This window comes from Microcystis sp. BLCC-F210 (assembly GCF_042134685.1).
GTDB lineage: Bacteria > Cyanobacteriota > Cyanobacteriia > Cyanobacteriales > Microcystaceae > Microcystis > Microcystis aeruginosa_D.
On the sequence record NZ_CP169647.1, the window covers coordinates 2,829,597 to 2,855,438 of the forward strand.

Annotated in this window: 25 protein-coding genes and 2 pseudogenes; 6 read left to right on the top strand and 21 right to left on the bottom strand. The window is 40.3% G+C overall.

The features are described 5' to 3' along the window. Positions 1-240: 240 nt before the first annotated feature. From ACE3JL_RS13620 to ACE3JL_RS13635, 4 genes are all read right to left on the bottom strand, one after another. Positions 241-1,581 carry a Rieske 2Fe-2S domain-containing protein gene (locus ACE3JL_RS13620; protein ID WP_375327710.1) on the bottom strand — a complete coding sequence of 447 codons (1,341 nt, stop codon included), beginning with the start codon at positions 1,579-1,581 and terminating at the stop codon, positions 241-243. A 126-nt stretch (positions 1,582-1,707) separates the two neighbouring features. Next, the gene (locus ACE3JL_RS13625; protein ID WP_375327711.1) at positions 1,708-2,337 is read right to left on the bottom strand and encodes a DUF1361 domain-containing protein; all 630 of its coding nucleotides are present in this window, start codon (positions 2,335-2,337) and stop codon (positions 1,708-1,710) included. 3 nt (positions 2,338-2,340) lie between these two features. Then, positions 2,341-2,757 (bottom strand): acyl-CoA thioesterase, encoded by a 417-nt coding sequence (locus ACE3JL_RS13630; protein ID WP_375327712.1) that lies wholly within the window; start codon positions 2,755-2,757, stop codon positions 2,341-2,343. Positions 2,758-2,764: 7 nt separating this feature from the next. After that, complete coding sequence (locus tag ACE3JL_RS13635) at positions 2,765-3,283, bottom strand: cofactor assembly of complex C subunit B (RefSeq protein ID WP_272079900.1); 519 nt, start codon at positions 3,281-3,283, stop codon at positions 2,765-2,767. A 135-nt stretch (positions 3,284-3,418) separates the two neighbouring features. Here ACE3JL_RS13635 and ACE3JL_RS13640 point away from each other — a divergent pair, with 135 nt between their 5' ends. Beyond that, on the top strand, positions 3,419-4,324 hold the full coding sequence (locus tag ACE3JL_RS13640) for a metal ABC transporter permease (protein ID WP_271934892.1): 906 nt from the start codon (positions 3,419-3,421) through the stop codon (positions 4,322-4,324). A 239-nt stretch (positions 4,325-4,563) separates the two neighbouring features. On the opposite strand, the gene ACE3JL_RS13645 is transcribed toward ACE3JL_RS13640, so the two are convergent. The 3 genes from ACE3JL_RS13645 to ACE3JL_RS13655 all read right to left on the bottom strand — a co-directional run bounded on the left by ACE3JL_RS13645 (position 4,564) and on the right by ACE3JL_RS13655 (position 5,966). Then, the gene (locus ACE3JL_RS13645; protein ID WP_193957932.1) at positions 4,564-4,902 is read right to left on the bottom strand and encodes a DUF5615 family PIN-like protein; all 339 of its coding nucleotides are present in this window, start codon (positions 4,900-4,902) and stop codon (positions 4,564-4,566) included. Continuing rightward, positions 4,899-5,123 carry a DUF433 domain-containing protein gene (locus tag ACE3JL_RS13650; RefSeq protein WP_002740734.1) on the bottom strand — a complete coding sequence of 75 codons (225 nt, stop codon included), beginning with the start codon at positions 5,121-5,123 and terminating at the stop codon, positions 4,899-4,901. The genes ACE3JL_RS13645 and ACE3JL_RS13650 overlap by 4 nt, the downstream gene beginning before the upstream one ends. Positions 5,124-5,651: 528 nt before the next feature. Further along, a complete protein-coding gene (locus ACE3JL_RS13655) occupies positions 5,652-5,966 on the bottom strand; it encodes a hypothetical protein (RefSeq protein ID WP_002755562.1) in 315 nt (104 codons plus the stop codon). A gap of 261 nt (positions 5,967-6,227) precedes the next feature. Here ACE3JL_RS13655 and ACE3JL_RS13660 point away from each other — a divergent pair, with 261 nt between their 5' ends. The 3 genes from ACE3JL_RS13660 (at position 6,228) to ACE3JL_RS13670 (ending at position 8,583) form a co-directional block, all read left to right on the top strand. Further along, complete coding sequence (locus ACE3JL_RS13660) at positions 6,228-6,722, top strand: hypothetical protein (protein ID WP_002732812.1); 495 nt, start codon at positions 6,228-6,230, stop codon at positions 6,720-6,722. Between the two features lie 17 nt (positions 6,723-6,739). Beyond that, on the top strand, positions 6,740-8,128 hold the full coding sequence (locus ACE3JL_RS13665; protein WP_375327713.1) for a tetratricopeptide repeat protein: 1,389 nt from the start codon (positions 6,740-6,742) through the stop codon (positions 8,126-8,128). Positions 8,129-8,442: 314 nt separating this feature from the next. Beyond that, entirely contained in the window at positions 8,443-8,583 is a 141-nt protein-coding gene (locus ACE3JL_RS13670; RefSeq protein WP_164502940.1) for a hypothetical protein, read from the top strand. Positions 8,584-8,828: 245 nt separating this feature from the next. Here ACE3JL_RS13670 and ACE3JL_RS13675 read toward each other — a convergent pair whose 3' ends face one another. The 12 genes and pseudogenes from ACE3JL_RS13675 to ACE3JL_RS13730 all read right to left on the bottom strand — a co-directional run bounded on the left by ACE3JL_RS13675 (position 8,829) and on the right by ACE3JL_RS13730 (position 22,120). Next, positions 8,829-9,218 (bottom strand): type II toxin-antitoxin system VapC family toxin, encoded by a 390-nt coding sequence (locus tag ACE3JL_RS13675; RefSeq protein WP_039900670.1) that lies wholly within the window; start codon positions 9,216-9,218, stop codon positions 8,829-8,831. Beyond that, entirely contained in the window at positions 9,215-9,412 is a 198-nt protein-coding gene (locus ACE3JL_RS13680; protein ID WP_002789758.1) for a hypothetical protein, read from the bottom strand. The genes ACE3JL_RS13675 and ACE3JL_RS13680 overlap by 4 nt, the downstream gene beginning before the upstream one ends. Positions 9,413-9,540: 128 nt before the next feature. Beyond that, on the bottom strand, positions 9,541-9,966 hold the full coding sequence (locus tag ACE3JL_RS13685; protein WP_375327714.1) for a type II toxin-antitoxin system VapC family toxin: 426 nt from the start codon (positions 9,964-9,966) through the stop codon (positions 9,541-9,543). Then, positions 9,963-10,388 carry a hypothetical protein gene (locus ACE3JL_RS13690; protein ID WP_375327715.1) on the bottom strand — a complete coding sequence of 142 codons (426 nt, stop codon included), beginning with the start codon at positions 10,386-10,388 and terminating at the stop codon, positions 9,963-9,965. The genes ACE3JL_RS13685 and ACE3JL_RS13690 overlap by 4 nt, the downstream gene beginning before the upstream one ends. Positions 10,389-10,394: 6 nt before the next feature. Beyond that, positions 10,395-11,000: a DedA family protein gene (locus tag ACE3JL_RS13695; RefSeq protein ID WP_002769621.1), complete on the bottom strand. Its 606-nt coding sequence runs from the start codon at positions 10,998-11,000 to the stop codon at positions 10,395-10,397. Positions 11,001-11,098: 98 nt separating this feature from the next. Then, on the bottom strand, positions 11,099-12,376 hold the full coding sequence (gene ahcY, locus ACE3JL_RS13700) for an adenosylhomocysteinase (protein WP_002789761.1): 1,278 nt from the start codon (positions 12,374-12,376) through the stop codon (positions 11,099-11,101). A gap of 144 nt (positions 12,377-12,520) precedes the next feature. Beyond that, positions 12,521-13,192, bottom strand: a complete 672-nt coding sequence (locus ACE3JL_RS13705) for a riboflavin synthase (RefSeq protein WP_375327716.1) — start codon at positions 13,190-13,192, stop codon at positions 12,521-12,523. A gap of 15 nt (positions 13,193-13,207) precedes the next feature. Then, complete coding sequence (gene proA / locus ACE3JL_RS13710; protein ID WP_375327717.1) at positions 13,208-14,503, bottom strand: glutamate-5-semialdehyde dehydrogenase; 1,296 nt, start codon at positions 14,501-14,503, stop codon at positions 13,208-13,210. 632 nt (positions 14,504-15,135) lie between these two features. Further along, positions 15,136-15,600: a DNA phosphorothioation-associated protein 4 gene (locus ACE3JL_RS13715; RefSeq protein WP_271987829.1), complete on the bottom strand. Its 465-nt coding sequence runs from the start codon at positions 15,598-15,600 to the stop codon at positions 15,136-15,138. Between the two features lie 111 nt (positions 15,601-15,711). Then, positions 15,712-17,304, bottom strand: coding sequence for an ArnT family glycosyltransferase (locus ACE3JL_RS13720; protein ID WP_375327718.1), 1,593 nt, complete (start codon positions 17,302-17,304; stop codon positions 15,712-15,714). A 555-nt stretch (positions 17,305-17,859) separates the two neighbouring features. Continuing rightward, positions 17,860-18,064 (bottom strand): annotated as a pseudogene (locus ACE3JL_RS13725) (hypothetical protein). A gap of 657 nt (positions 18,065-18,721) precedes the next feature. Continuing rightward, entirely contained in the window at positions 18,722-22,120 is a 3,399-nt protein-coding gene (locus ACE3JL_RS13730) for a HypX (modular protein) (protein WP_375327719.1), read from the bottom strand. 394 nt (positions 22,121-22,514) lie between these two features. Here ACE3JL_RS13730 and ACE3JL_RS13735 point away from each other — a divergent pair, with 394 nt between their 5' ends. After that, positions 22,515-23,204 (top strand): hypothetical protein, encoded by a 690-nt coding sequence (locus ACE3JL_RS13735; protein ID WP_375327720.1) that lies wholly within the window; start codon positions 22,515-22,517, stop codon positions 23,202-23,204. A gap of 422 nt (positions 23,205-23,626) precedes the next feature. Further along, positions 23,627-24,553, top strand: a complete 927-nt coding sequence (locus ACE3JL_RS13740) for a M4 family metallopeptidase (RefSeq protein WP_375327721.1) — start codon at positions 23,627-23,629, stop codon at positions 24,551-24,553. Between the two features lie 3 nt (positions 24,554-24,556). Here the strand turns inward: ACE3JL_RS13740 and ACE3JL_RS13745 are convergent, their stop codons facing one another. Together ACE3JL_RS13745 and ACE3JL_RS13750 are read right to left on the bottom strand one after the other, a co-directional pair. Beyond that, positions 24,557-25,291 carry a hypothetical protein gene (locus tag ACE3JL_RS13745; RefSeq protein ID WP_375327722.1) on the bottom strand — a complete coding sequence of 245 codons (735 nt, stop codon included), beginning with the start codon at positions 25,289-25,291 and terminating at the stop codon, positions 24,557-24,559. Between the two features lie 100 nt (positions 25,292-25,391). Further along, positions 25,392-25,794 (bottom strand): annotated as a pseudogene (locus ACE3JL_RS13750) (tail length tape measure protein); the annotation flags it as partial. Between the last annotated feature and the right edge of the window lie 48 nt (positions 25,795-25,842).

A 25,842-nucleotide genomic window follows, 5' to 3' on the forward strand; every position in this document is an offset into this window, starting at 1 on the left:
GTCTTTTGTACCAAGCTATGTACTACAAAAAGGACAATGCAAGGTTTTTGAAAGTCCCAATCCTATTTTCTTGCACTAACATCGGACTTTAACAGGTCAAAAGCTTTATTTTAAAAGGGTTTTACCATTATTCGGCAAACCCTACTTATACTAAATCCGTTGAGTACAGGCTAGTTATGAGGAGAGGCAAAAGGCAAAGGGGAATAAATAATCAGTTTTTAATAACCAGATTTAGTATTATTAGTGTAGTTTGGTATGGGCTTTTTTCTCATAGGTGCGTTCAAATTTTGTGCGGGTGTAATTGGCAGCGATCGCTATTGCTAAAGCCAAAATTGCGAAAATAAGAGCAGTAATTTGATAGATAGACTGATTTGGGGATAAAATTGCCAGTAAAACTAATAATATACCCATTAAAATCGCGATTTGTTTAGTTTTTACCATTTTTTCATGGGCAGCGCTACAGGTGCGACAGTGGACAGTGTGACGAGAATAGCGATCGAGGGGTAAAGGATCGGATAAATCGATCGCCGTTGTCCGCTGGCTGGTGTAGCCTTGATAGTAGGGGAAAGAGTCCCCATAGCGATCGAACCATTGACGTAACTCAATCACCAACGCATCGGAACTTTTTAAGGGCAAGTATAATTTTTGTAAAGTATCTCTTGACTTTTCCACCATTTGCTGCTGACTTTGAATCAAAGGTAGATCATCTTCGAGGATGCGACTTTGACGCAGATGTTCCAACCAGCGCCAACGGTATTGACGGGAGTTAACGGCAAAATTTTGGTAACGTCGCACCAGTAAGCGAGAACGACCTTGACCGAGAGAAATCCCGTATAAAGCCAATCCAGCATACCAATGGGGATTAGGCACAGAAAAACGATAATGAACGAGATTAGGGGCTATAAAATCCAGATGTTTCCAGCTTTCCTGCGGATTGCCGCTATTGCGCCACTGACTGCGAATTCCCCGCGCCGAGATTTCGAGGATTTGGAAGGCTAACGGTTGAGCATTTTCCCGTTTTGCCCCGAATTCGCTGCGATCATGGCTAATATTAACATGGGCGGGATCGAAGAGATTTTCGAGTAAATAGCCCTGTTCGTAGGGAAAATCGATGAGATAATCGGTATGGACACAATTGGGGTCTTCTAGGTCTTTGATGATAGGAATATCGCTTTCTTTCGCTGTTTCCTCTTCTCCTAACCAAACCCAGAGGACTCCCTGACGTTCCACCACCCGATAGGATTTAACCTTGGCATTGCGAGGAATCGGGGTATTAACTGGCAGTTGGGGAATATGGGAACATTTTCCATCCGTCTCGAACTGCCAACCATGGTACAAACATTCTAAACGCCCAGCGATCATCTGTCCGGTGGAGAGTTTCGCCAAGCGATGGGGACAGCGATCGAGCAAACAGCCCCATTTTCCCTGCTGATCGCGAAATATTAGCAATGGTTGCCCATAAAGAGAGAAAGAGTAGGGATTTTTTTGCCAATCCTGCACGAATAACACAGGATACCAACAATTTTGGTAGTGAAAATAGTCATCCCTAGGCAGGGGTTGAGATTGATCAGTGCTTGTCATGGGGATGAGAGAGAAAAAATATTGATCATGATCATAATATCGGTGCGGCAAATTGATCTCTGTCTTCTTACTATCTTTTAACTAATCCGAAAAAGACTAGGAGAGGGTCGAAATTCCCGATAGCTGTTAATTATAGCCAGAAAGTCGATTGTAAAGTCTTTTATTGATTTCGTATAGTAGCCAAATAATTAAAAAACAGACAGAGATGAATAGCAAAGGTTTTTTAGTCAGTAAATTCTGCAAACTCCAGACGACTTGCTGCGGTTGAGTGATTAAGTGCCAACTATTCAGTCGGAGAAACCTTCCTAAATAGATACCGATCGCACTTAAAAAATGGAGAGTTATTTCTAGGGGTAAAACTGCTGAATTTAGCTGACTTTGCTGACAATAACTTTTTAAATTAAGTAAGGAGAAAACGTATAGCTGAAAGCCGATAAAAATAAAAATACTATACTGGGGAATTAAAACTAAAAAAATTAAACTTTTGGCGTAATCCTGCTGAACATAAGAGATTAAATGAATGCTATCGGTGAGAATATAGGGAGCATTGGGTAAAAAAAGCACAAAAACTAAGAGAATTAACCACCAGAGTAGGGAACGATCGAGGGTGATCCGAAATAACCAAAAGCTGAGGATAAAGGGGATAAAAGCCAGAAAAGAATTCCAGATAATCCTGCCAGTGCTAAGGTTAAATAATTGCCAGGCATTGTGCCACCAATCCCTCGTTAAAATTATCGTTAAATCTGCCCAAATCATCTCTTAAATATCAGTATCCTCTAGGGTTGATAAATATCCTAACCAATTTTTTAAAGATTCCGGAAAAGGGATTCTTTGTCTATCGGTGGGAGCGATGCACACATGGCGGGTTTTCGCTTTTCCGATCATGATTTCAGTCAAATAAATTTTATACTGCAATTCAAACTCGTTTTCGCTTAGGGATCGGACAGTGAAATTAATCTGTATGCGATCGCCACAAAAAAGAGGCCGAAAAAACTGGATTTCCGCTTGAGTAATCGGTAGAGCAACCGGAGAATCCTTCAAAAAATCCTTGATATTGATGCCAAATTGTGCTAAAGAAAACTCGTAGGCTTCATGACAGATCGAGAGAAGATGGGCAAAATAAACCACACCGGCCGCATCGGTATCGGCCAGATAAATTAGGCGCTCGTAGGACATAAAAAGCTTATTGTCTTTCTAGAAAGGTTAAACTATCTTGTAGTTGTCTTAACTCGTCTCGATGGGCTTTGACAGTTAATTCCGTTTGCTGAGATTTACTTTCTACTTTAAAAGCCACTTCCTCTAAACGGCCGACTTTTTGCCAATAGAAAACACCCGCGAGGGGAGATAAACCCACAAGAGCAAAAATATAGGGATTAGTATCAGGAAATAACACCGATAACACCAGTGAGAAGCAAAATAAACCCAAGGCCGCTAAAATTGTCAAAAATATCGCTAGAAAGGGGCTAGGCGGCACAAAACCCTGTAATCTGACAATATTCTGTTCGGGTTCGATCGCCTTGACTTGATAGGAACGTCGGTCAAAATAATCTCGCAGTTGTTGCAATAGTTGGTCGTCACTGGTACTGGTAAGATAGACACGCTGTTCGATACGCTCTTTGACGGAACCGCGAATAAAAAAGAATAATCCCACCATGAGCAGGAGAGTCAGAAAAAAAGTTGAGGAAAGAACGGGGGTATCCATGGCGGCAGTTAGGAGCGAAAAAACTTACAATTAATCCTAATTATCCTAACCTATCTTCTCCCCCGATTTAGAAGATGGACCCTAGGAGCAAAACCTCGATCGAGAATCAGAAAAATTTAACCCCAAGGCAGATTCATGGGCAACAATCTATTAACAGGATTAATCGAACCCTTACAGTATAGTTTCATGCAGAGATCCCTAATTGAAGCTATCATCGTCGGGATCATTTGTGCGGTGGTGGGAACCTACCTGATGGTACAACGTTTGGCCCTCTTGGGCGATGCCATCAGTCACTCGGTCCTACCCGGATTAGCGATCGCTTTTATTGGTAATTTTAATCTTCTTTTGGGTGCTTTACTAGCCTCAATGGTCAGTACCCTACTGATTAACTTAATCCGTAATCGTTCCCCGATCAAAGAAGATGCGGCCATGGGTATCGTTTTCTCGGCTTTTTTTGCCCTTGGTATCACCCTGATCACTCTCATCCAAAAAAACAACAAAATTGACCTTAATCACTTTCTCTTCGGCAATATTCTCGGTGTTACTGCTGCCGACATTCGCGATACCCTAATTATTGCCGTTATCGTTTTATTAACCGTTTTGCTCCTGTATAAAGAACTATTATTCTACACTTTCGACAAAATCGGGGCGCAAGCGGCGGGTTTACCAGTAAATTTATTAGATTTAGGCTTAATGCTCCTGATCGGCCTGACAATCGTTGCTAGTCTCCAAGCGGTGGGAGTAATCCTCGTTTTGTCCCTTTTGATTACCCCCGCAGCCACTGCTTATCTTTTAGTTACCCGTCTTCATCAAGTCATGGGTTTAGGTGTGGGTGTGGGTATTATTTCTAGTATCAGTGGGATGTATTTAAGTTATTACTGGAATTTACCCTCTGGACCGGCGATCGTGCTTGTCGCTTTTACCCTATTTATGTTGGCCTTTTTATTCAGTCCCCGTCAAGGAATTTTCACTCATCCCTCTAGTCTAGGTGGTCAACTTTCTATCTGGGTAGAGATGAAAAATTTGTTGAGACGGCGTTAGTTTGGGGGATAAGGTGGGAGTGATCAAAAAAAGCGGACGGCCGAGATAACTGCCATAATTTGCCAGATTTTTCGAGGCTCTTACCCTGATATTGTGTTAATTTTATCGTTTCATATTGTACTTAAGCGACATACCAGACCACAGCATTAGGTTAATTCTTCCCCACAAGAATCTGATATTGGAAAATAGCCATTTGACCTCTTGTATTGGGTAGCTCTTGGATTCATTAGCCTGTACAGCTAGTCTCCGCTAATTTCTACCAATGTCTCACCAGCAGCTAAAAGTTCTAAAGCCCTGGGTAAAGTCTCACTCAAGATTTCACGCAACCGGGCATTAGAGGTATTGCCACAAGTCAGCCAAATAATTTGTGGGGGCGAACCAAGTCGCTCAACTAAATCTACAAAATCGCTGTCTTTGGTCATTAGGATAGCTCTTCGAGCTTTTGCAACCTGAAAGATTTCAGTATCTTCAGCCTCTCTCAGTCCAAGATCACGCAAAGCCACAGTTTCAATCTCAAGTGTAGTGCTAATCCAGGTTGCAATTGCAGGAGACAAATGTGCGTCAACCCAAATTGTCATGCCAGTAAAACCGGGTGATTAAGCTTCCGCGAGGCATATAAAAGCGCTGCTTTCAAATCATCTGCCTCAAGATCAGGCATTTCATCTAGAATTTCTCTCGCGCTTAAACCTGCCGCGAATAGATCTAACACATCTGATACCCGGATTCTCATTCCTCGAATACAGGCACGACCACCGCACTGCCGAGGATTAACTGTAATTCTTGAAAGCAATTCCGCCATTACAAGGTAGCTCTTACGATCTTTACCTTTATTGTGAACTAGAGTGCTAAAAGTTTCAACAAAATAGGGTAGGCATAGTTCACCTTGTCAATTATGAAAAATTTTGACATCCTCACCGCCGGGGCCGAACGATGATTCCTCACCACCTTTTTGGATATGATCAATTTATTCTCGCACCTCTAGAAGTTTAAACCATGTCACTCGCTGAGTTAATTCCTCTGGTCAACAATCTGAGCCAGTCAGACAAATTATCACTCTTCAAACTCCTGGCCACACAAATCCCAGACGCTGAACTACAATTCATCTTCTCCGCATCAGAGTACCCAATTTGGTCGCCCTAGGACGCAACGGCAGCTGCAAACATTCTGATGCAGATGATTCAGGATGACCAAGGGGCATCTGCTCATGCCTAGTACAGTTGAGTTTCCCTTTTCTGAGGATAACGCATTACCGACCAGAACCTTGATCCCAAGCGGCGATCGCTCTGATAACATGAGCTACTTTATCATTCTGCCTCAAAATTGTTTTTTATTGGTCGGCAATAATTGTCTTCTTTTTTTGATTTTGTACGGTAAGTTTGGAACAATCATATTTAAAAAGGCAGAAAATCTTCATCAAGAATTTGCTCCAGCGATAGTCCCCACTCTCAGGCTCAATGACAATAAACCAGTCATAATATTCCCCTGCTAATTGTGGATAAACGCGGTCAAAAATCTCTCGACAACGCCGAGCTAAAGCTTTATCCTCAGCCTCAATTTTCGCTATTTCTTCAGCAGAAAGGCGATGTTGATGAGGAAAAATCGAACTTCCCAGAGGAACTTTTCGAGAGGTTATTTGGCTCATTTTGGCTAATTTTTGCCCAGTGGTGACAAATTTAACTAGAGACAGAGAGAAGAAAAGAGCCTGTTGTGTTTCGGAAATGACTATCGTTCAGGAGAAGTCATTCTTTGATTATTCTAACGATTTCTGCATCTAGTCGGAGCCGTTTTTTTCAGGACAATCGCCACTCTCCACCCAGCCCAATATTGGGAGTAATAAGCTAAATCCCGTCATATAATTGGAAAGGAGAATGGCAACATTAGAGGCTGAGGCGAGGGGAAACAGATGAAGAGCGATCCGGCTGTATTGAAGAAAGTGTCTGTCAGTCTTCCTTTTGGTATTGGTTCAGCCGAATGGGAGGCAGATCCGACTGAGAGAAGGGCTGCATGGTCACTTTATGTGGAATTGGTGACGCGCATTGCTGTAGAGCCACTGGAGGGGGAAGAAGGGCTGCTGCGTGAGGCTTTGAACTCGCTGTATAGTTTATTTGGGACAACCCGCGAGATTCTCAAGGAAGCTGGTCCCGATGTGGGGGCTTCTCGCAATTCAGTGGGCGGTATTGCGATCGCTGTCCTGAATCGGGGGTTGCGCCGTTTTCTAGCCAAGTGGCATCCTCGCTTGCAGGTTTGGGAGGCCAAGCGCCCTGCTGATGTCAGTCCCAAGGAATACGAGCAGCAATGGACAGAAGAACCTGAATTGCGAAGGGAGTTAGAGGCTCTCAGGCAGGATTTAAGTCGGTATGCACTGGCTCTAGCAGAGATTGCTGGGGTTGAAAATTAGATTAGGAGTTTCTGGGAATGTCTATTTTTATTAGCTACAGTCGTCAAGACCAAGCCTATGTAAATAAGCTGCTAGAGGCTCTTACAAAGCACGAATTGCCCTGGTGGTTAGATAACAAAATTGACTACGGGGATCAATGGCCAAGAGTGATTGAAGAAAACCTCAGAAAAAGTCAGGTTTTTATGCTGGTGATGTCTCCTCGCTCTAAAAACTCTCATTGGGTAAACTGCGAACTGGCTCTTGCTTTAGAGTTAAAAAAGCCCATTTTCCCCCTTTTGTTAGAGGGTAGCCGTTGGCTAGAAGTTGGAATAATTCAGACAGTTGATATACAGGGGGGAAAACTGCCGCCTGCTAGTTTTTTTGATAGAGTTCGATCTGAATTAAATAATAAAGTTCGATCCAAATTAAATCATAAAACCGTACAACTGACCGCCGAAGAGTGGTTTAACAGTGCCTATAACAAAGGTGAATCAGGAGACTACCAAGGTGCGATCGCTGACTACAATCAAGCCATTAAAATCAAACCCGACGATGCTGATGCCTACTACAATCGCGGGAATGCCAAGTCTAACTTAGGAGACAAGCAAGGTGCGATCGCTGACTACAATCAAGCCATTAATATCAAACCCGACTATGCTGATGCCTACATCAATCGCGGGAATGCCAAGTCTAACTTAGGAGACAACCAAGGTGCGATCGCTGACTACAATCAAGCCATTAATATCAAACCTGACTTTGCTCTTGCCTACAACAATCGCGGGAATGCCAAGTCTAACTTAGGAGACAACCAAGGTGCGATCGCTGACTACAATCAAGCCATTAATATCAAACCTGACTATGCTCTTGCCTACTACAATCGCGGGGTTGCCAAGTCTGACTTAGGAGACAAGCAAGGTGCGATCGCTGACTACAATCAAGCCATTAATATCAAACCCGACGATGCTGATGCCTACATCAATCGCGGGAATGCCAAGAAAAACTTAGGAGACAAGCAAGGTGCGATCGCAGACTACAATCAAGCCATTAATATCAAACCTGACTATGCTGATGCCTACAACAATCGCGGGATTGCCAAGTATAACTTAGGAGACAAGCAAGGTGCGATCGCAGACTACAATCAAGCCATTAATATCAAACCCGACTATGCTGATGCCTACTACAATCGTGGGATTGCCAAGTATAACTTAGGAGACAAGCAAGGTGCGATCGCAGACTACAATCAAGCCATTAATATCAAACCCGACTATGCTGATGCCTACTACAATCGCGGGATTGCCAAGGATGACTTAGGAGACTACCAAGGTGCGATCGCTGACTACAATCAAGCGGCACAACTTTACTCGCAGCAAGGCAATATGGAAGAGTATCGTAAGGCTCTCGACAGGATCAAAAATCTTGAAAAATGATTTTGGGGAAGGTTGTTCTCATAAAAAATAGCTGTTACTAAAATTAAAAAATCAAAATAAAGGACTGATGAATTAATCTATAATGCAAGAGAAAGGAGCTATTAGCGGCAGGCTATTTGAACCATCTAAAGCGGGAGGTAAAATTCTTAAATTATCCTATCAAGAAATAAAAAACTAGGCTATCCCACTGGACAGCAACCCGATCCCGATCTGGCTTACAAATTGTGGAATAATGCTCACACAGCAACCCTTGAAGATTATGGTTTAAAAGAAGGATTTGGCGTTTTATTTCACCCAAGTATAGAGGATTAATCATGAAAGATACCGTACAGTTAACCCAACTTGAATTGGTGCTTCTCCAATTAGTTGAAAAAGGAAAAGGAAAATGGAGTTGGTACGAATTAGCTAACGCACTTTCCCGCAGAGATGTTCCTAGCCGTAGCGTGTGGATATGAGAAGGGAACAGGGGGTCTTTGGTCGATTCTCGTTTTTTCTTCTCTCGCGCAAAGACTTGTAAGCTGTAAGATATAACGATCTCAGGTCTTTTGTCAAGCTTAGTTTTGGAGATTTCTAGAACGAAAACATAGGCTTTTTCCTACTTCAATACCTGGCACTGGTTGCTGTCATCAAGCTATCGGTTTCCAGTAGTAAGCTACTTTGCAGATAAGTCAACTTTTAATTCTCGCTCTTCTACTATTATTTAGCCCTCATCAATAAACGGGTTTTTAATATTTAAACCAGAAATACCCTTAAAATCATCAACATTTCTAGTGACCAAACATCCATTTTGGCTCAATGTTGTTGCGGCAATAATGGCATCGGGAATCTTGATTTTATACTGTCGTTTCAGTTGAATAGTCAGATCTTCAATTTCTCTCAATATGGGAATTAATTCAAACTGTGAGAGTAAATCTTCAATTATCTGCTCTTCTTCCTTAGACAAAGTAGGAAAACTGAGTAACTCAATTCTGACAATTGGTGAGATAAAAATCTGATGCAAACTCAAAAAAGCTTGGGAGAAAAAAGAAGTAACTATATCGTCATCGGCTAAATAATAAATAAAAATATTGGTATCATAGACGTATTTCATCCATCCCACTCCCGACGAAGAGACTCTACATGAGATAGCATTGCCGCTTTTTTATCCTTAAGAATACCTTTGGCTTTAACCACCTTTTGATAATCTTTTTGCCAAAGCTGAAGCAGTGAATCTGGCACGTCTGCTGTAATGAAATTTTCATCTTCAGCAATCAGATAGTTCCTTGGTATTTTAATCAGTGGCACAGCTTTTCTCCTAATACCAAACAGTATTTAATGTTTCTCTCTGTCATAGACCATCATTATATATTATCATCACAAGTACGGTAGAGCCACCAAGTCAAGGAATATTCGGGTGATAAAACTAACTTTGTTTAATTTAGAGCGGGATTAAGTAATTCTACCTGACAGCGTAATGCTGCATCTATTAATTGCTTATCATTGGTAGCCAATGGTAAATCTAAGCGCAAAGCAAGTTCTAAGTAAGCAGCATCATAAGAAGCTAATTTTTGTTCTCTTGCTAGTGTTAAAGTCCTGCCAAAAGCTTGGACTGAAGTTAAAGAATCAATAGTAATAAGTAAAGACTGTAACCAATTAATCGATGCTTGAGTTTGCTCGACCATCATCCGATTTCTTCTTTCTGCGACTAGGAGAGTATTGACAATCTCTAAAGACCAAATTTCGGGAACAAATGCTTCGGCGTTTGGCATTATGTCTAATACTGCGTTAGCATAATCGTTATCTTCATCGACCAAACACCAGCTAATTGCTACCGAACAATCTAAAACAAACTCAATCAAAACCGTCTCCCTTCTTCTCGCATGGCACGAATTTCACTTTTAGGTAAAGCTACAGTTTTTTGAAGGCGGCGCATTCCTGAAATAGCTTGGGTAATAGATTGCTCTACTACTGGGTTGCCCCAAGCATTATAGCGAGGTTTTCTTTCCTCTTTTCTACTTGCTAAATCTTCACTGACTTCTTGAACCGCTTCAACGGTTACTGTAACATTTACTTCAGTTTCTTTAAAATCGGACGGTATATCTAAATGTAAGATTCCATCTCTACCAATCTGAGAACGTAGTTTAATTGTTGGCATATTAAAACCTCGTATATTCTTATCCTTTTGCCCCTTTATAAGCAGTAAAACGTAGGGTGCGTTAGACGGCAAAAATTGCTGCTGTGACTGGAAGGTGACAATCCGTCGTAACGCACCACCTCTCATCAACACCTACTCATACCGGCGGTTACGTTTGCGGATAATCCAGAGGATAAACCAGATAACCAGGACAAGTAGAGCTATTTTTGACACGGGAGCCAGATATTCTTCTACAAGGGGGTAATTCTTCCCTAAAAAGTAACCTGCTGCCGTTAAAAAAACGACCCAGAGAGTCGTGCCGATGGTAGAGTAAACTAAAAAGGGAATCATCGCCATGTGATTCATCCCAGCGGGTAGGGAAATCAAAGTTCGTACTCCGGGGACCAAACGACAAAGTAAAACTGCTTTACTACCGTGACGGTTAAACCATTGATTAGCTTTTTGAATATCCTTAGCGGAAACGGTAATCCATTTGCCGTATTTATCGGCTAGTTTTTCGATTTTTTCCTCATCCACAACCCGACCAAGATAATACCAAGGTAGCGCTCCGACTACGGTTCCGACAATCCCCGCTACCACTGCCGGAATAAATTGCATTTGTCCCTCATGGACGGTAAAACCGGCTAGGGGCATAATTAATTCCGAGGGAATGGGAGGAAAAAGATTCTCTAAAAACATTAATAGGGCTATGCCTAAATAGCCCATAGAAGTCATTGTGTTTGTAATCCATTCAGTCATATTTTTTGAGGATTTAGAAAACAGTTTTAAAGTAAAGTATTTTCAGTGAACTGACAACCGATAACTAATAACTGATAACTGATAACTGATAACTGATATTAGGTTCCGGAAGTCCAGGAGTTGATATATTCTAATTGGGCTTCGGTGAGAGTATCGATTTCAATCCCCATAGCTTGCAGTTTCAAGCGGGCGATTTCTTGGTCTAATTCGTAGGGAATTGAGTAGATGCCGGGGGCCAATTTACCCTTATTTTTAACCAAGTATTCTACACCGATCGCCTGGTTAGCGAAACTCATATCCATAACAGCGCTAGGATGACCTTCGGCGGCTGCCAGGTTAACTAGGCGACCTTCCCCGATAACAACGACGGATTTACCGCTTTTTAGTCTATATTGTTGGGTAAAGTTGCGAACTTCCTTAACATTATCGGCTTTTGCGCCTAAAGCTTGCAGGTCGATTTCAATATCAAAGTGACCAGAGTTGGAAACAATCGCCCCATCTTTCATCACGTCAAAATGTTCGGCCCGGATAACGTGCTTGTTACCGGTAACGGTGATGAAGATATCGCCTTCTTTAGCGGCTTCATCCATGGGCATAACCCGGAAACCGTCCATCGCCGCTTCAATGGCACGCACGGCGTTGATTTCGGTGACAATTACATTAGAGCCTAAACCTTTGGCCCGCATAGCCACACCTTTACCACACCAACCATAACCAGCCACAACCACGGTTTTACCGGCGAGGAGGATATTGGTGGCGCGAATGATACCATCAAGGGTAGATTGACCTGTACCGTAGCGATTATCAAAGAAATGCTTGGTTTCTGCGTCGTTAACGTTCATTGCGGGGAAGGATAACACCCCGGCTTTGAGCATGGCTTGCAAACGGACGATACCGGTGGTAGTTTCTTCGGTAGTACCGATAATGTCGGGTAATTGGTGACTTCTTTCTTTAACTAGAGTAGCCACCACATCACAACCATCATCAATGATAATCTGGGGTTTATGATCGAGGGCGATTTGAACGTGACGGTGATAGGTGTCGTTATCTTCCCCTTTGATTGCATAAACGGGGATACCGTAATCAGCGACTAAACAAGCGGCCACATCATCTTGGGTGGAAAGGGGATTACTGGCAATTAGTAACGCATCAGCGCCACCAGCTTTTAGTGCGATGGCTAAATTGGCGGTTTCGGTGGTAACGTGACAGCAAGCGACTAAACGCAGTCCAGCAAAGGGTTTTTCGATGGCGTAACGTTCGGCTAATTGACGCAAAACTGGCATTTCCCGTCCGGCCCATTCGATGCGCTGTTTGCCGATGGGGGCTAAACTAATATCTTTGATGTCGTATTTCTGTTGAACTGGTGTTGCTACCATAAGGGGTTTTCCTTAAATACAAGCCTAGGCTATTGGTTAATTTAACTTAACATTGTCTGGGGATTTTGGCTAATGTCAAGCTTTTCACCAGTTTTTTATATAGGAAAAACTTATCAATCAGATTTACACTGGGTTACGCACTTTTTAATAACCATGTTCGGCCAGAAATTCTAAGCTAATCTCGGTAGGAGGGTGATAAGAGCGTATTCCTAGCAATTTTTCCACATATTTGCCTAAAATATCCCCTTCTAGATTCACCCAATCGCCTAATTTTAAATGGGAAAGATTGGTTTCAGCGTAGGTGTGGGGGATGACTGCCACTTTAAACCAGCTACCGTAGGCATCACAATCGGCCACGGTTAAACTGATGCCATTAACAGCTATACTGCCCTTACCGACGATATAACGAGCTATGTAGTTATTCCACTGCTCTTCTAGGGAACTAGGGGCAGCAAAGGTCATTTCCCACGAATTAGCCACGATTATCGATTCGACTAAACAACCAATTCCGTCCACATGACCGGTGACAAAATGACCGCCGATTTTACTACCCACCCGCAAAGAGGTTTCTAGGTTAACGTTGGTTTCTGTTTTAATCCTTCGTCCCAAAGTAGTGCGCTGTAGGGTTTCCGGGGAAGCAGTGGCCAGAAAACCCTCTGAGAGAATTTCCTCCACTGTCAAACAAACCCCATCCACAGCCACACTATCACCAATCATTAAATCTTGGAGAATTGTATCAGAAGATACAGACAAATGGAGTCTATCAGTATCCACGACCCGAATTTTTCCCAAGGCTTGAATTAATCCTGTAAACATCGGCTTTTTTCTCGACTATAAATCCTTATGAGTGAAAGATTGGGCATTTTCCCCAGAATAATCGGCGACAATATGACCATCTCCGGCTAATTGATATTTGTAGGTCACTAATCCCTCTAATCCCACCGGACCGCGGGGAGGCATTTTTTGGGTACTGATACCCACTTCGGCCCCAAAACCGTAACGGAAACCATCGGCAAATCGCGTGGAACAATTATGAAAAACTCCGGCGGCATCGACTCGATCGCTAAAGGTTTTGGCCGTGTTAAAATTTTCGCTGACAATGGCTTCCGTGTGTCGAGAACCGTAATAATTAATATGTTCGATTGCCGATTCTAGACTATCAACAATTTTAATTGACAGGATTAAATCACTATATTCGGTTTGCCAGTCTTCTTCTGTGGCCGACGGTACGTTAATAATCTGACGAGTTGCTTCATCTCCCAATAATTTAACCTTTTTTTCCTCTAATGCCTGGGCAACTGCGGGTAAAAATTGTCTAGCGATGTCTTGATGAACCAATAAAGTTTCAATGGTATTACAAGCGGCAGGATATTGGGTTTTGCTATCAACGGTAATTCTAATTACTTTGCTTAAATCGGCTTCTTTGTCGATGTAGAGATGACAGATACCATCGGCATGACCGAGGACAGGAATGCGGGTATTATTTTGGATATAACGCACAAATTCGTTAGAACCTCTAGGAATAATTAAATCGATGTATTGATCAAGTTTTAATAGTTCCTGAATTTCTTCTCTTGTTGTTAACAATTGTACCGCCGCCGAATTAACTTTAGTTTGACTCAATGCCTGATGAATAATTGTTACTAAAGCTTGACAAGAACGGAGCGCCTCTTTCCCCCCTTTTAAAATAACACCATTGCCGGATTTTATCGCTAGACTGGTAATTTGAATTAAAGCATCGGGACGAGCCTCAAAAATAACCCCTAAAACCCCTAAAGGACAGGTTATTCTCCGCAGAATTAAACCTTGATCTAATTCCCTATTAATTTGTATGGTAGCTAAAGGATCTGCTAATTTGGCCACATCTCGTACCCCAGCAATAGCGGCTTTTAATTTGCCAAGACTTAACTCTAATCGCGCACATAAAGCCGGAGATAATTCCATCGCCTTGGCTGTTTGAACATCGGCGATATTCGCTTCTAGTATTTTATCAGCATTGGCAGTTAAAGCCTCAGCAATAGCCTCTAAAGCTTCATTCCTTTCTTCGTTAGTCAGGATAGCCAGTTGAAGACTTGCTTGACGGTTCTCTCTTGCGATTTCGGGGAGGGATAGAGAAGTTCTAACCATAGAAAATTTAAAAGTAATAACTATTTATCTTTTTTTATTTTATCTTATTTTTGGGAAAGCTTCGGGGAAATTAGACTAAATATGTTGAGTATAGGCTACTTATAAGGAGAGGCAAAAAGCTTCGACGGTGAGACTTCGGACGTTCGGCCAGCTCAGTAGTTCGACAAGCTCACTAACACGAGCGGACGGTGAGCCTGTCGAACCGCCGCGTGAGCTTTTGTCGAACGCTCAGGCTTTAACGGCGATCTCAGCCGAACCGCAAAACGGAGAATAAGTAATCAGTTTTTAATAACCAGATTTAGTAAGTACCTAAGCAAAATTAATTACACATATCTAACCCCCTCTTGCCTTTTGCCTCTTGCCTTTTGCCTATCTTTACTAGGAAATTAATTTTGCACGACTACTTACGACTAATGGGTAAGAGGATCAGAGGAAAAATCTATCTTCTATTTAATTAGAAGGCTCTTCTGGTTTCTGTGTGGAAACGGGGTCTATACTGATAGTTTCTTCAGCAAAATAGTCCTAAAAGTCTTTCTAGGTAAATATTTCACGATTCTATAAGCAAAAATTATCACACAAAGTCGAGAAGAGCCATTAGAATCACTTACTTACAGGAATAACTAGAATTTCTTCTACAAAAATCTGCCTAAATCGAATTCCGTTGTGGGAGTAATTTCTCGAAAACGTTCCTGACTGATAATTAACAATAATCTTTCAGTATAATCCACCGCACCGCGCAATTCTCGTTCTAATCTTGTTAAACCAGCGTTAGCATATTCCTCGAAAATTATCACTCGCAAAGCTTCTGAATCTACCCCATGAGGAGCAAGAATTTTTGTGTCTTTAAATTCATTGACTGCCAATAATTTGATTAGGGTATCGTAACCACGAGAAATAAAAATTTCGAGGTTAATGGGCGAGGGTTCCTTCGCCACATTTTCTATCGTCACTCTCTCTTGATATTTTACTCCTAAAGCCGCCGCAAAAGCGATGACATCAGCATAGGTTTGAAAGGGTCCAATTCCCTGATTAAAATTAACTAAGGACTGGACAAATTCCCCTTTATCTCTAGCAATACGCACTCGATTAATGGACATATTTATCAAGTAAAAAGTAAATAATAAAGATTACAAAGTTCAAAAGATAGAAATCAGAAGTATTTATCAACTATTTATCTATCTCCTACCCGATCATAACTGATAACTGCTTTAAGGATAAGTTTTAATTAGTCCTTTAGCTTGGTAAACATGAAATTGTTCAATGGCAACACCACCGCGCTTGATCGGAATAACCGCTACTTTAGTTATATCTTGAAAATAGGGACGGTAGCGATCGATTATTTCTGGTCTTTCTAGGGAACTATTGGTAGTAATTAATAAACCATTTTTACCAATCCATTCTTGAGCATTAAACCAAATTTGATAACCTCTTTGATCGTTGTTAAAACAGGTGACGGGTATAGGAACTAGGGGATAGAGGGCCATATCTAGCCATGCTGTCACATAAAAACTATTGGTAAAAACGAAGCTAGAATCTTTTAAGAGTGCTAATAATTCGGGAGAATTAGCAAAGCCTTGACGCAGTTGATCGATATCAACAATTTCCCTAGAAGGGTCTTGTTCTGGGGCAATAATTCCTCCAAAAATTGCGTATTGACTAGGTTTTTGGAAAGTCCCAAAAGTGACGTGAAGCATTGCTATAGATAAAATAGTAACGATAAAAATTCCCGATCCCCATAACCATCTTTTTATCCAGATTCGAGAAGATTGCTGCCAAATAGTAGCTTTTTCTCCTAGTAAAATTGTGCAGGACCAAAACCCTGGTAAAATCCAACTAGGGGCGAGATAATGGGAAGCACCCACATAAAGCATTCCTAAGATTAAAGGCAGAGAAACTGAGAGAATTAACCATTTTTTAAGTGATTCTTCTTCTCGATGAAAAAATCTTTTTTTAGAGAGAAAGTTAGGCATTTGTTCGGCAAAGCTTTTAAATGTCACCCACCACATCGGCAGACCAAAAGGAGGAAACATCGTGGCGATACTAATGCCAATAACCGAGAGAATACCGAGAATATTAAAGGTTTTGGGTTCTCCAGAAAAACGGTCTTCTAAATGAAAGCGAAAGGAAATCCAATCATGGTTAATATTCCAGTGGATAATCGGTAATAAAGTTATCAAAAAAAGAATAAATCCTAATCCCAACCAAGGGGATCTAAATACAGGCCAATAGCGGGGAGTGGTCAGGCAAAATAAAACTAAACCAAAGCCCAAAATAAAGCCGTGATATTTACTTAAAACCGCCAATCCTACGGCAAGTCCAATATAAGCGAGACGATAGCTAGGATGATAGTTTTTTCCCCGAATTGGGAAGAATTCTTGGGCAGCTAAATAGACTGTTAATGACCAAAAAAAGATTAAAGGACTATCTGGCTGCGAGAGAATCCCGAAGACGATCCCATAGATGGGGATCAGAGTAGCGATCGCTAAAGTCATTCTGGCGACCGGCAGGCTGAACAATTTTAAAGCCGTTAGATATAGCAAGCAGAGGCTGCCAGTATAGAGAAGGAGAGTACCAAAGCGAATGGTAAATTGATTGACTAATCCCGTGATCCAAGTCCCAAAACCCGTGGAAATCGCTACTATCGGCGGATGATCGAAGTAACTCCAATCCAGATTATGGCTGTAAACGTAATAATAGGCCTCATCGTAACCGGGATAAAGCCCCAAAGCGATGATTATTCTAAACAGGAGTCCGCCGATGAGCAGATAAACGGCAATGCGATCGCTAATTATTTTGGCCAAAATTCTCACCTCATTTCATCGCTAAAACTGATGTTAGAGACGGGATGTTTTTGGGGTTGCCAGATTCGAGATTTGTGCATCTATGGCAAGGTTAGATTTAAGTGTGATCTTTAGTTACTATATCACCAAATTTGTCATCTCTTAAGCAATATCACCTCTGGCATTGATATTCTCAATCTTAATTGAAATGGCTATAACTTTTGAGGAGCGCTATTTCATCCGACAACCACCAAGCAACGGTTCTCTATTACCGTCGATTCTAAATTGCTTCAAGATATTGACCAATTGACGGAGAATCACTCTGCTGCTGTCGAAGAAGGATTGCGACTGTGGCACCGATAGCAAATAGAAAACCAGTTAAGCACCTTCTACCAAACTCAAAAACCAACTGAACGGCAATTCGAGCGGGACTGGGGAGAATTCCCACACCCCAATGGAAGGAATCCTCAACCCGGAAGGACTCTAACATGGAAGATGACAATTATCCCCATCAAGGAGAGATTTATTTAATTCTCGCCCTTGAAACCATAGGAGATACCAAAAAACGCCCTACTTTTAGAGCATCAAACTGAGCAAAGGCAATAAATAAGGTTTCTTCGTTACTTGGTATGGTTCTATAGGGTAGCATAAATCGACTAAATTCTTATCTGGAAAGAGACTTAATTGATTAGTTCGCTCTAGAGCGAAAAAAAATTGACAAAAACCGCCAAATGCCTTTCTCTATAAAAGTTCCATCCCTTATAATCCGCGTGCATTGCATAACACAAACCGAAGAACGAGGATTATTAGAGAAATATAAAACTCGCTCCTATATTTCTGGGTGTACCGAATTTCATCTCTTAACAAAATCTCTGAAACTCCAAGGAATTGACTCCATTAAAGTGATCGATCTTTTAAGTACCATCCCTCAAAACTTTTCTCAGTTAATCATCAAACAAGCTCAGGTAAATCTAGTCACCGACTGCCATCAACTTTTGACCCGAAAAAGCCCTTAACCATCGCACCTCTATCAGGTACAATTTAAACTTGAGTTGACCACTTCTGACTTTTAACTTGCACTTAGCGATATAATGGTTTATAGGGTTTTTGGGATTAATTCTATTTTTGATACAGAGGTGAAAAAAATGTCGGCTCTCTTGGATTTGGTGGATAAAATGTATTCTAAGATGCAGTCCTGCTGGCCCGGGAGTGGAAGGAACCACAGAGACACAGAGGACACAAAGATCGATCCTATGTAAGTTAAACTTATCACACAGAACCTAGAAGAGCCAAATGTCTAAGCATTCAATCAGTTTTGGACGAGAATTTGAAGATAATTAGCGGACTCTTCTATTCTTTTAGTTAGCTAAAACCACCATTAATTCCCGACAACGGACTAACTGTTTGCGTTCTAAAATTTAGGAATTAGCAGATATAGTTACACTTTGTCGCCGCGAAGTATTTTGAATATATCAGTGACAATTCTGTTTCTAATTTCCTCTAAAGAACCTGATTTGAAAGAATTTTTCTGACTTTCCAGGTAACTTTTAACCCCTTTAAATTGTTGTTCTAGATGACCACTATAGCGATTTTGTCCCAAAGAATAATCAGGATTATTCGATCTTATAATAGTTTGAGCATCGTGTAAATCATTCAAAAGATAGGCGACCTCTGGCCCATAGCTACTATATTTTTCGTAGTTATACAAAAGGAGAATTACTCGACAGGTTGCCGCAAAAATTTTCCCTTTAGCGGTAAACTGAGTTAATCGGTGAGGATATAAGCCTCTAATTTGAAAATCTTCGGGCATTTTTTGACCTTTATTTGGCTTTTGCTCGGTAAATATTCGCTGAAGATAGGTTTTTTCTCCTCTTTTTTCATCCACTGTTCCCTCAGATGCAATTGCCGCTCCTAAAGTAAACCTTTTCATCGCCATACGAATACTTTCTTCTAATCCTTCTTCCTGATTATCTTTACAAAGTTCCACCAGTCCCAACCCAAATAAAAGAAGACTAGCGTGAATACCAAATAAATAAACTTTATTATCTGAATTTGAGTCAAGGTAAGTTAATGCTGACATGGGTAGCTGTATAATTTTTTCTTGAATACCAAATATTTCTTCAATACTAAATGAAGAAGCTTTATTGTCTGGATTGTCTGGCATAGTTGGCTGTGTAATTTCTTCTTGAGATTGATTAGATTCATTAAATGTTTTTTGAATTTTTTGATAAAACTCGTCTAAGTTTCTGCTGCCCTTTCCGATTTCAATAGTTTTTTGATAAAACTCGTCTAAGTGGCTGCTACCCTTTCCGATTTCAATAATTGGGGGAATGGTTTGCACATAAATATCATTGTATTGCTCATAAAATATAATAGTCGAATCCGGTTTTAATCCACTAAACTCTGTTTTCTGTTTACCACTATAATTTTTTATCTGTTGATAAGATTTTCTGCCTCGCTCTCCATAACAATCAAGAGCATTTTTAATTAAACGTTCGGCCCATTCTAGACAATTTTGGCGGCTAAATTTTTCCGTTAATCGATTGGTGTCTCCGACATAGGCGGTGATTAAATAAGACCAAATTTGATACACTGTCCAGTAAGCATAGTAATTAGCATCACCGTCTCTAGCCGCATAAATACGAGCTTTTTCTAAGAGACGAAGAGGTTCAATTAATAAATGAGTTTTGGGATTGGGTAATTGAGCAATGTAAGGGAAAAAGATATAAATTTTAGCGCGGTGAGAATAGATACGAGATAAATAATAGAAAAAAGGATGAGCATTAGTTTGAGAGTATTCACCAATGATTGCGTATTCTTTCAAATATTTCTGCAAATATTCTTCAGCAGTGTTCAAATATTCTTCAGCTTTACGAATTGCAGAACCCCTTTCTTGATGGTCACGTTCCTCATCTTCAAGGTCTGTATAAAAATGATAATCAAATAGACAGAGATAGTAGAGACTAACTAATAGTTTATCGTCTAGTCGTCCCTTTTCGATATGGGGTTTAATAACCTCAAGATATTTTTGGGCAATACGATAGAGACCCTCTTGAAGATATACTTGAGTAATTGCCAAATGTGCTTCATAGGCCACCCTACTCCAAGCTTGATTATTATTAACTTCCTTGAAATTTCTCTCATCCCAATTGCGATATTTATCCTTAAACAGCTTTTTTTCTAAATAATCTTGCATAGCCCTGAGAGAGAAAGGGTAGAATTTTATCCATTTTTCTGCTTTTTCTAGTATATATTTTTCCTCAATCCTCTCACAAAGTTGTTGTAGATATTGCTGAGAATCAATTGCCGTTTTTTCAATGGCTCTCAGTCGAGCGTGAAGGGCAGACTTAGCGGCAGATTCTAGAAGATCAAATCCATAAAATTCTCCTGTTGCTAATTCTTGATCGGCGACAATTTGATTATAATTAATTTCACCTTCTAGAGATTTTTTCACATCTTCCTGTTTGCATAACTTAACCAGAGAATAAGACCAAACAGCACTATTTCTTGTATTGCCAATCACTGTATCTTCACTGACTATTTTTTGGGTGACAGGCAGATAGCCTTGCTTTTTCAAAATATCTATCCCCTCAAACAAAAATCGATTAATTGCGGTGGTGATATGAGCGATAGGACTGCCTACACCTACCACTTCTTCACAAAATTCTAATCGACTGTTTGATTCTTCTTGCTTGAAAAATTGGCTGATTTCTTTTTCTTCTAAGGTTGGTTTTGGTTTCCAGTTCTCTGGGGGATAGACATAAAAATACACTCGCACCCTATAAGCTATCTGTTTTTCTAATCCTTGAGCATAATACTCATTTTCGTCTTCAGGATCATCGAGAAAATCGGTATTGATTAAACCTGTTTTGCCTCGGTATAATTTTAGGGGCAGAGGTTTGACTTTCTCAATTTCTAAATAGTCGATATAAACGGGAAATTTATCTCCTAATAAATTATTTTTGATAATTGAATTGCTCAGGCTTTCCAAAAAGAGATTGGATATGGAATCGCTAGTTAAATTATTCTTAACAAAATCTGGGCATTGCTCGACAACAGTTTTAATTTGTCTGAGTCCAGCTTGAAATTCTGTCCGGCTCACTTCTCTTAAAATCTTATCAACCAAATCCTTGATAATTTCTTGCTCCGAGTCTGTTGATAAATGCTGATAATATTTTTTTAATCGGGGTTGAATATACTCTGTAATCTGATTAACTAGGTTTAAAGATTCATCTAGATTTTGATTATCATTTGGGCCAAGGGATTTTAGGTAACTGTGTTGTTGTTTTTGGGAACTGTATAGATTAATGGCCTGTTTATAAAAGCTAACAACGTCTAGGGAATCCGGCTGTATTTCATCGGTAATGATCTCTTTTAACTGCTCAAGTAAACCAGCTTCGGGATGAACAAGTAATTTCAATTTATCCCTTTCATCCAGAGATAACTGTGCATATTTTTTGAGAACTCGTTGTTTTTCTTGTTGGGTAAACTTATTGATCATTTTCTGGGCTAAGCTATCCTTATTTTTGGCTGACTCTCCTTGCCAATAAGCCTCCAGTGAGCTAAGAATAGTAACTAATTTCCCCAAGCTTAAACTGGGTACCCGCTCCTCGCGTTCCTTTTCTTGGTAACGCTCTCCCATCACCGAACGCAGCATTCGCCGGACAAAAAGGCGATTTTGTCCCCATTGTTTGGCTATTTTGTACTCATTCGGTTTGGGACTATCCTCACTAATGTCCAAATCGGTCAAATTGTTGAGGAGATGCAAATACACCGCAGCATCTCTTTGTCGGTCTTCATCGCTTTGTCTTTGATTTTCTGTGTCCAGATCGCTCATAGGTTTAGATGTTACTCTGATGATTCAGCCCTAGATGCCCGTTTTGATCAATAGTTGTGTTCATATAATACAGGCTAATCTGGGGGATGTGCATAAAAAATCTGCATTAATTTTTGTAAACCTTGTTAAAATTATCGGTAATTGGTTTGTTAGCATTTGTAGTGCAACCCTGTAGATGATTGTAGGAAAGAGGTTGCTGATGACCGAAGAGACCGATAGGGTATCGATCACTGAACTGGTGAGGGCGGTTTTTATATGTACGTTTTGTACTCTAATACATGAAGAGTATGTACATCTTGACCATTGTTCGGTTTTTTGGCAACATAGTTGGACGACATAATATGTTTTATCACGTTTTTGTAACACCTTGTAACACCTTTGCAGTGATTGTAAAATGCCAAAACAGTTAGAAAAGAAAAAAACAACTGAATTAGAACATATAGCCATTAAGTTGTCCGGCTCAGGTTCACCCAGTGGCGCAGGAGAGAAGGTTCGCAGATTCGCTGGCTCTCAGCCCAAACCCGAGCCGGGGGACACTCAGCGAGTCCAATGGCCCACGGATTTGCCAGTTAAACTTGAACTTGTAGATGAGTATCAATCGAAATTTACTCAAGCATTCAAATTCAAATATCGCCTCCGACACCAAGGTATCCCTTTATACGGCTCCTCGATCATTGTTGATTTAGACGAACGCAAGAAATTTTTGTTTGCAAACTCGTCTGAAGTTGCTCAAGATGAAGCTGTAAAAAAAGGATTTCCTGACAAAAATCCGAAAGTTCCTGAAGAAGATTTAAAACATTGGATCTACAAATATTGTCTTAAGAAGGGTGAGCCTATTTCCCCAGAAGCCCTAAAGGATTGTGATATTAATCCCGATCTTTACTATTATTTCAAACACTTTTCTAATGGCTCCAGTGACAAGCTAGGTGAATGGAAACTTGTTTATGTTACGAATATTAAAGTTATGGCTCCAACCGGTGACGAAAAATCTGTTGGAACATCACTGGAATTAACTGATTATGTGATAGATGCCCACACAGGGGAGATAATGCTCGAACTCTCAAATTTGAGAACCTTCTGCTAAAAGGGTTCTGTCCATAACCTACTGCCAAACTGTCTATCGTTTGGAGATATTTACCCAAATATCCCTAACTATTGGGCTGCTTTTGGTGAGCTTTTTTTGCATTATTCAAATATAACTCACTTTTTAACAGGAAATAAGTAGGCAGGTGTTAAAAACTTTCAGACACCACCCTTATTAAGGGGGGATTAAGGGGGGATCGACACCACCCTTATTAAGGGTAGATTAAGGGGGAATCGAACCCAAAATCCATCTTCAATTTAATTATAATCAGCTACTTACATGGGTATTTTATCCATTTTTTGTGGCTTTGCTTTGCCTAAATTCTGGCAATTTTGCCATCTTGACACATTGGGCGACTTTCTAACAAGATTAATTACTTAACCACTGACTGGAACTTATGAATTTATCGGGGGCAAAAACTTATGTTCTGCACAGAATGCCATGGCTCACCATCTAATGGTAACTGCGGGCTTTCACGAACTTATAATTTGAGATATGAAGATTATCCCTCTAATATCACTCTCACTGACCACTCATTAGTCGATGATCCTTGTCACTATTTTTGCCAACAAGCTCGCAATAATGTTAAAACCGTTGCCCAGTTTATCGATGATAACTTCAACAAACCACTAGATAGATATGAAGCTATCATTAATGTTGGCAGAATAAATGGTTCCTATGAGCCTGCTGGATGGGGACGTAAAACTAGACGGGCTTTATTTGGACAAAGAGAAATTAATGGTAGAAACCTTTCCTATGGAACCGATATCACAGTAGTAGCGCATGAATTTTGTCATGGTTTAATTCAGCAAATTGAGGAAGGAGATAATGAGTTTACAGAAAAAAAAGCACTTGAAGAATCTTTTTGTGATATATTTGCGGTTTTAGTGCGTAACAATCATAGGGATGATGGTTCCTATTGGAATAATCCTCATAATTGGCTGTGGGATGTGGGAGAAAACTTTCAAGAAGGAACCGGATCCCTGAGACGATTAGATACATTACTTTCTTTAAGGTTTACAGATGCAGGGTCTGTTTATGGACAAATACAAATAAATGATTGGACTACTGCCAAGAATTATCACGAACTTTCCTTGATTCATAGTCATGCTTTTTATCGATTGATGACAATTAATAAAACTGTCATCGATGGACAGCCTCTTTTTAATGGCGAATTTGCTCTTAATCTATTCGGTGCTGTTCTAGAAAATATTCTCTCGTTGGATAACTTCCTCGATAGTCGTAGAGTATTTGAACAACAAGCACAGCGATTACTAGCACCCTCCCCTCATATAGAGGTTCAATTAGATGCTATTTCTCAAGCATTTATTGATGTAGGAATTAAGTAAATATTAGCTAACTAAATTGACTATTAAGCAATCGCTTGGCACTTTTTTAATGTCAGTTTTAAAAAGCCATTTAACTAAGGGATTACCATTTTGTTCCAAGCGGGCAGTTAAATTTAACTTAGTCCTCACCAATTGCATATTATTAGGGACTTTGACAATCATGTGCATAAATTTACTTCCTTGAACTCCTTTTCCCTGTGCTTTTCGATATTCCCAATCAGCCTTATATTCCCCAACTCCTGTGGCTATAATTGTTGGTTGTAATTCGGGGTATTCTAGGGCAAAGTCTGTTCCTCCTAAACTTGCCTGAGCTTCCTTAAACTTAATATTGGGGGACAGACTAACTTTACAGTTACGCTTGATTTCCTGATTGATTTCTAACGGATATAGATCAAAAGCAATAGCCCGGTTTTGTTGATTATCGGGCAGTAAATCAACAGAAAATTTAGCTTGAGTAATTTGAAATTTATCTTCTCCACTATTACGAAGAGAACAGGCAAAACGGACTAAAAAAAACTGTGCCTCATTCTGTTTTACCTCTAACCAAGAGGGAATTGCACCAGAATAAAGTTCAGCTAATGGCCAAACTTCTGGTTGTCCGATGCTAACAGTTGGTGCATAGCTGGGCCGTGAGGGAGGTGACATAAATCTAAAATTTTCTTCCTCTTCTTCGCTATCCAATTCTAGTTGCCCTTGCCAAAGAATATGCTGAATTGTTTCAGGAGTAGATAATAACATATCAATTCAATCCGTGAAGTTGTTCAATGATCAACAGTATATCGCCAAAATAGATAAAATAAACCCAATCCTTTGGCGAGAAAATAGGATTGAGTCAGTTGATTTTCGAGTTGGTTAAAATTCCTCTATCGCTTACCCAGAACACATTCTCAATCCCCCAACCCTTTCTGAAGCTGAACATAACAAACCAAAAACTATCTGAGTTGTCCCTTTATTTTTATCTCGATTATAACCATATTTTCCTAGTTCACAACCATTTCCTTCTAGATAAATAGAAGTGACATCATACAAGACTAATGTTCCTGATTCTAAGTGTTTAAGTGCTAGGTGCTTCTCAATTTTCTCTTGTTTTTCTAATAACCAATCTAAGTCGTTATATATTCGTCTTCATCGGCTTTTTCTAAGTCTAACAATTGTCCTAAACTCTGACTGCAAGTTTCGCTATTAAACCCTCTCGCTGTGGCTAGTTTCGATTTAGGATTGATGATTCTTGCCACAATCATCGGGAGCATCTCACTTACGCGATGAGTAATTATACTTAGCCTAAAAGC

Coding starts and splice junctions, on each gene's coding strand:
- ACE3JL_RS13620 (WP_375327710.1), bottom strand. CDS start 1,581: ATGACAAGCACTGATCAATCTCAACCCCTGCCTAGGGATGACTATTTT.
- ACE3JL_RS13625 (WP_375327711.1), bottom strand. CDS start 2,337: ATGATTTGGGCAGATTTAACGATAATTTTAACGAGGGATTGGTGGCAC.
- ACE3JL_RS13630 (WP_375327712.1), bottom strand. CDS start 2,757: ATGTCCTACGAGCGCCTAATTTATCTGGCCGATACCGATGCGGCCGGT.
- ACE3JL_RS13635 (WP_272079900.1), bottom strand. CDS start 3,283: ATGGATACCCCCGTTCTTTCCTCAACTTTTTTTCTGACTCTCCTGCTC.
- ACE3JL_RS13640 (WP_271934892.1), top strand. CDS start 3,419: ATGGGCAACAATCTATTAACAGGATTAATCGAACCCTTACAGTATAGT.
- ACE3JL_RS13645 (WP_193957932.1), bottom strand. CDS start 4,902: ATGACAATTTGGGTTGACGCACATTTGTCTCCTGCAATTGCAACCTGG.
- ACE3JL_RS13650 (WP_002740734.1), bottom strand. CDS start 5,123: ATGGCGGAATTGCTTTCAAGAATTACAGTTAATCCTCGGCAGTGCGGT.
- ACE3JL_RS13655 (WP_002755562.1), bottom strand. CDS start 5,966: ATGAGCCAAATAACCTCTCGAAAAGTTCCTCTGGGAAGTTCGATTTTT.
- ACE3JL_RS13660 (WP_002732812.1), top strand. CDS start 6,228: ATGAAGAGCGATCCGGCTGTATTGAAGAAAGTGTCTGTCAGTCTTCCT.
- ACE3JL_RS13665 (WP_375327713.1), top strand. CDS start 6,740: ATGTCTATTTTTATTAGCTACAGTCGTCAAGACCAAGCCTATGTAAAT.
- ACE3JL_RS13670 (WP_164502940.1), top strand. CDS start 8,443: ATGAAAGATACCGTACAGTTAACCCAACTTGAATTGGTGCTTCTCCAA.
- ACE3JL_RS13675 (WP_039900670.1), bottom strand. CDS start 9,218: ATGAAATACGTCTATGATACCAATATTTTTATTTATTATTTAGCCGAT.
- ACE3JL_RS13690 (WP_375327715.1), bottom strand. CDS start 10,388: ATGAGAGGTGGTGCGTTACGACGGATTGTCACCTTCCAGTCACAGCAG.
- ACE3JL_RS13695 (WP_002769621.1), bottom strand. CDS start 11,000: ATGACTGAATGGATTACAAACACAATGACTTCTATGGGCTATTTAGGC.
- ahcY (WP_002789761.1), bottom strand. CDS start 12,376: ATGGTAGCAACACCAGTTCAACAGAAATACGACATCAAAGATATTAGT.
- ACE3JL_RS13705 (WP_375327716.1), bottom strand. CDS start 13,192: ATGTTTACAGGATTAATTCAAGCCTTGGGAAAAATTCGGGTCGTGGAT.
- proA (WP_375327717.1), bottom strand. CDS start 14,503: ATGGTTAGAACTTCTCTATCCCTCCCCGAAATCGCAAGAGAGAACCGT.
- ACE3JL_RS13715 (WP_271987829.1), bottom strand. CDS start 15,600: ATGTCCATTAATCGAGTGCGTATTGCTAGAGATAAAGGGGAATTTGTC.
- ACE3JL_RS13730 (WP_375327719.1), bottom strand. CDS start 22,120: ATGAGCGATCTGGACACAGAAAATCAAAGACAAAGCGATGAAGACCGA.
- ACE3JL_RS13735 (WP_375327720.1), top strand. CDS start 22,515: ATGCCAAAACAGTTAGAAAAGAAAAAAACAACTGAATTAGAACATATA.
- ACE3JL_RS13740 (WP_375327721.1), top strand. CDS start 23,627: ATGTTCTGCACAGAATGCCATGGCTCACCATCTAATGGTAACTGCGGG.
- ACE3JL_RS13745 (WP_375327722.1), bottom strand. CDS start 25,291: ATGTTATTATCTACTCCTGAAACAATTCAGCATATTCTTTGGCAAGGG.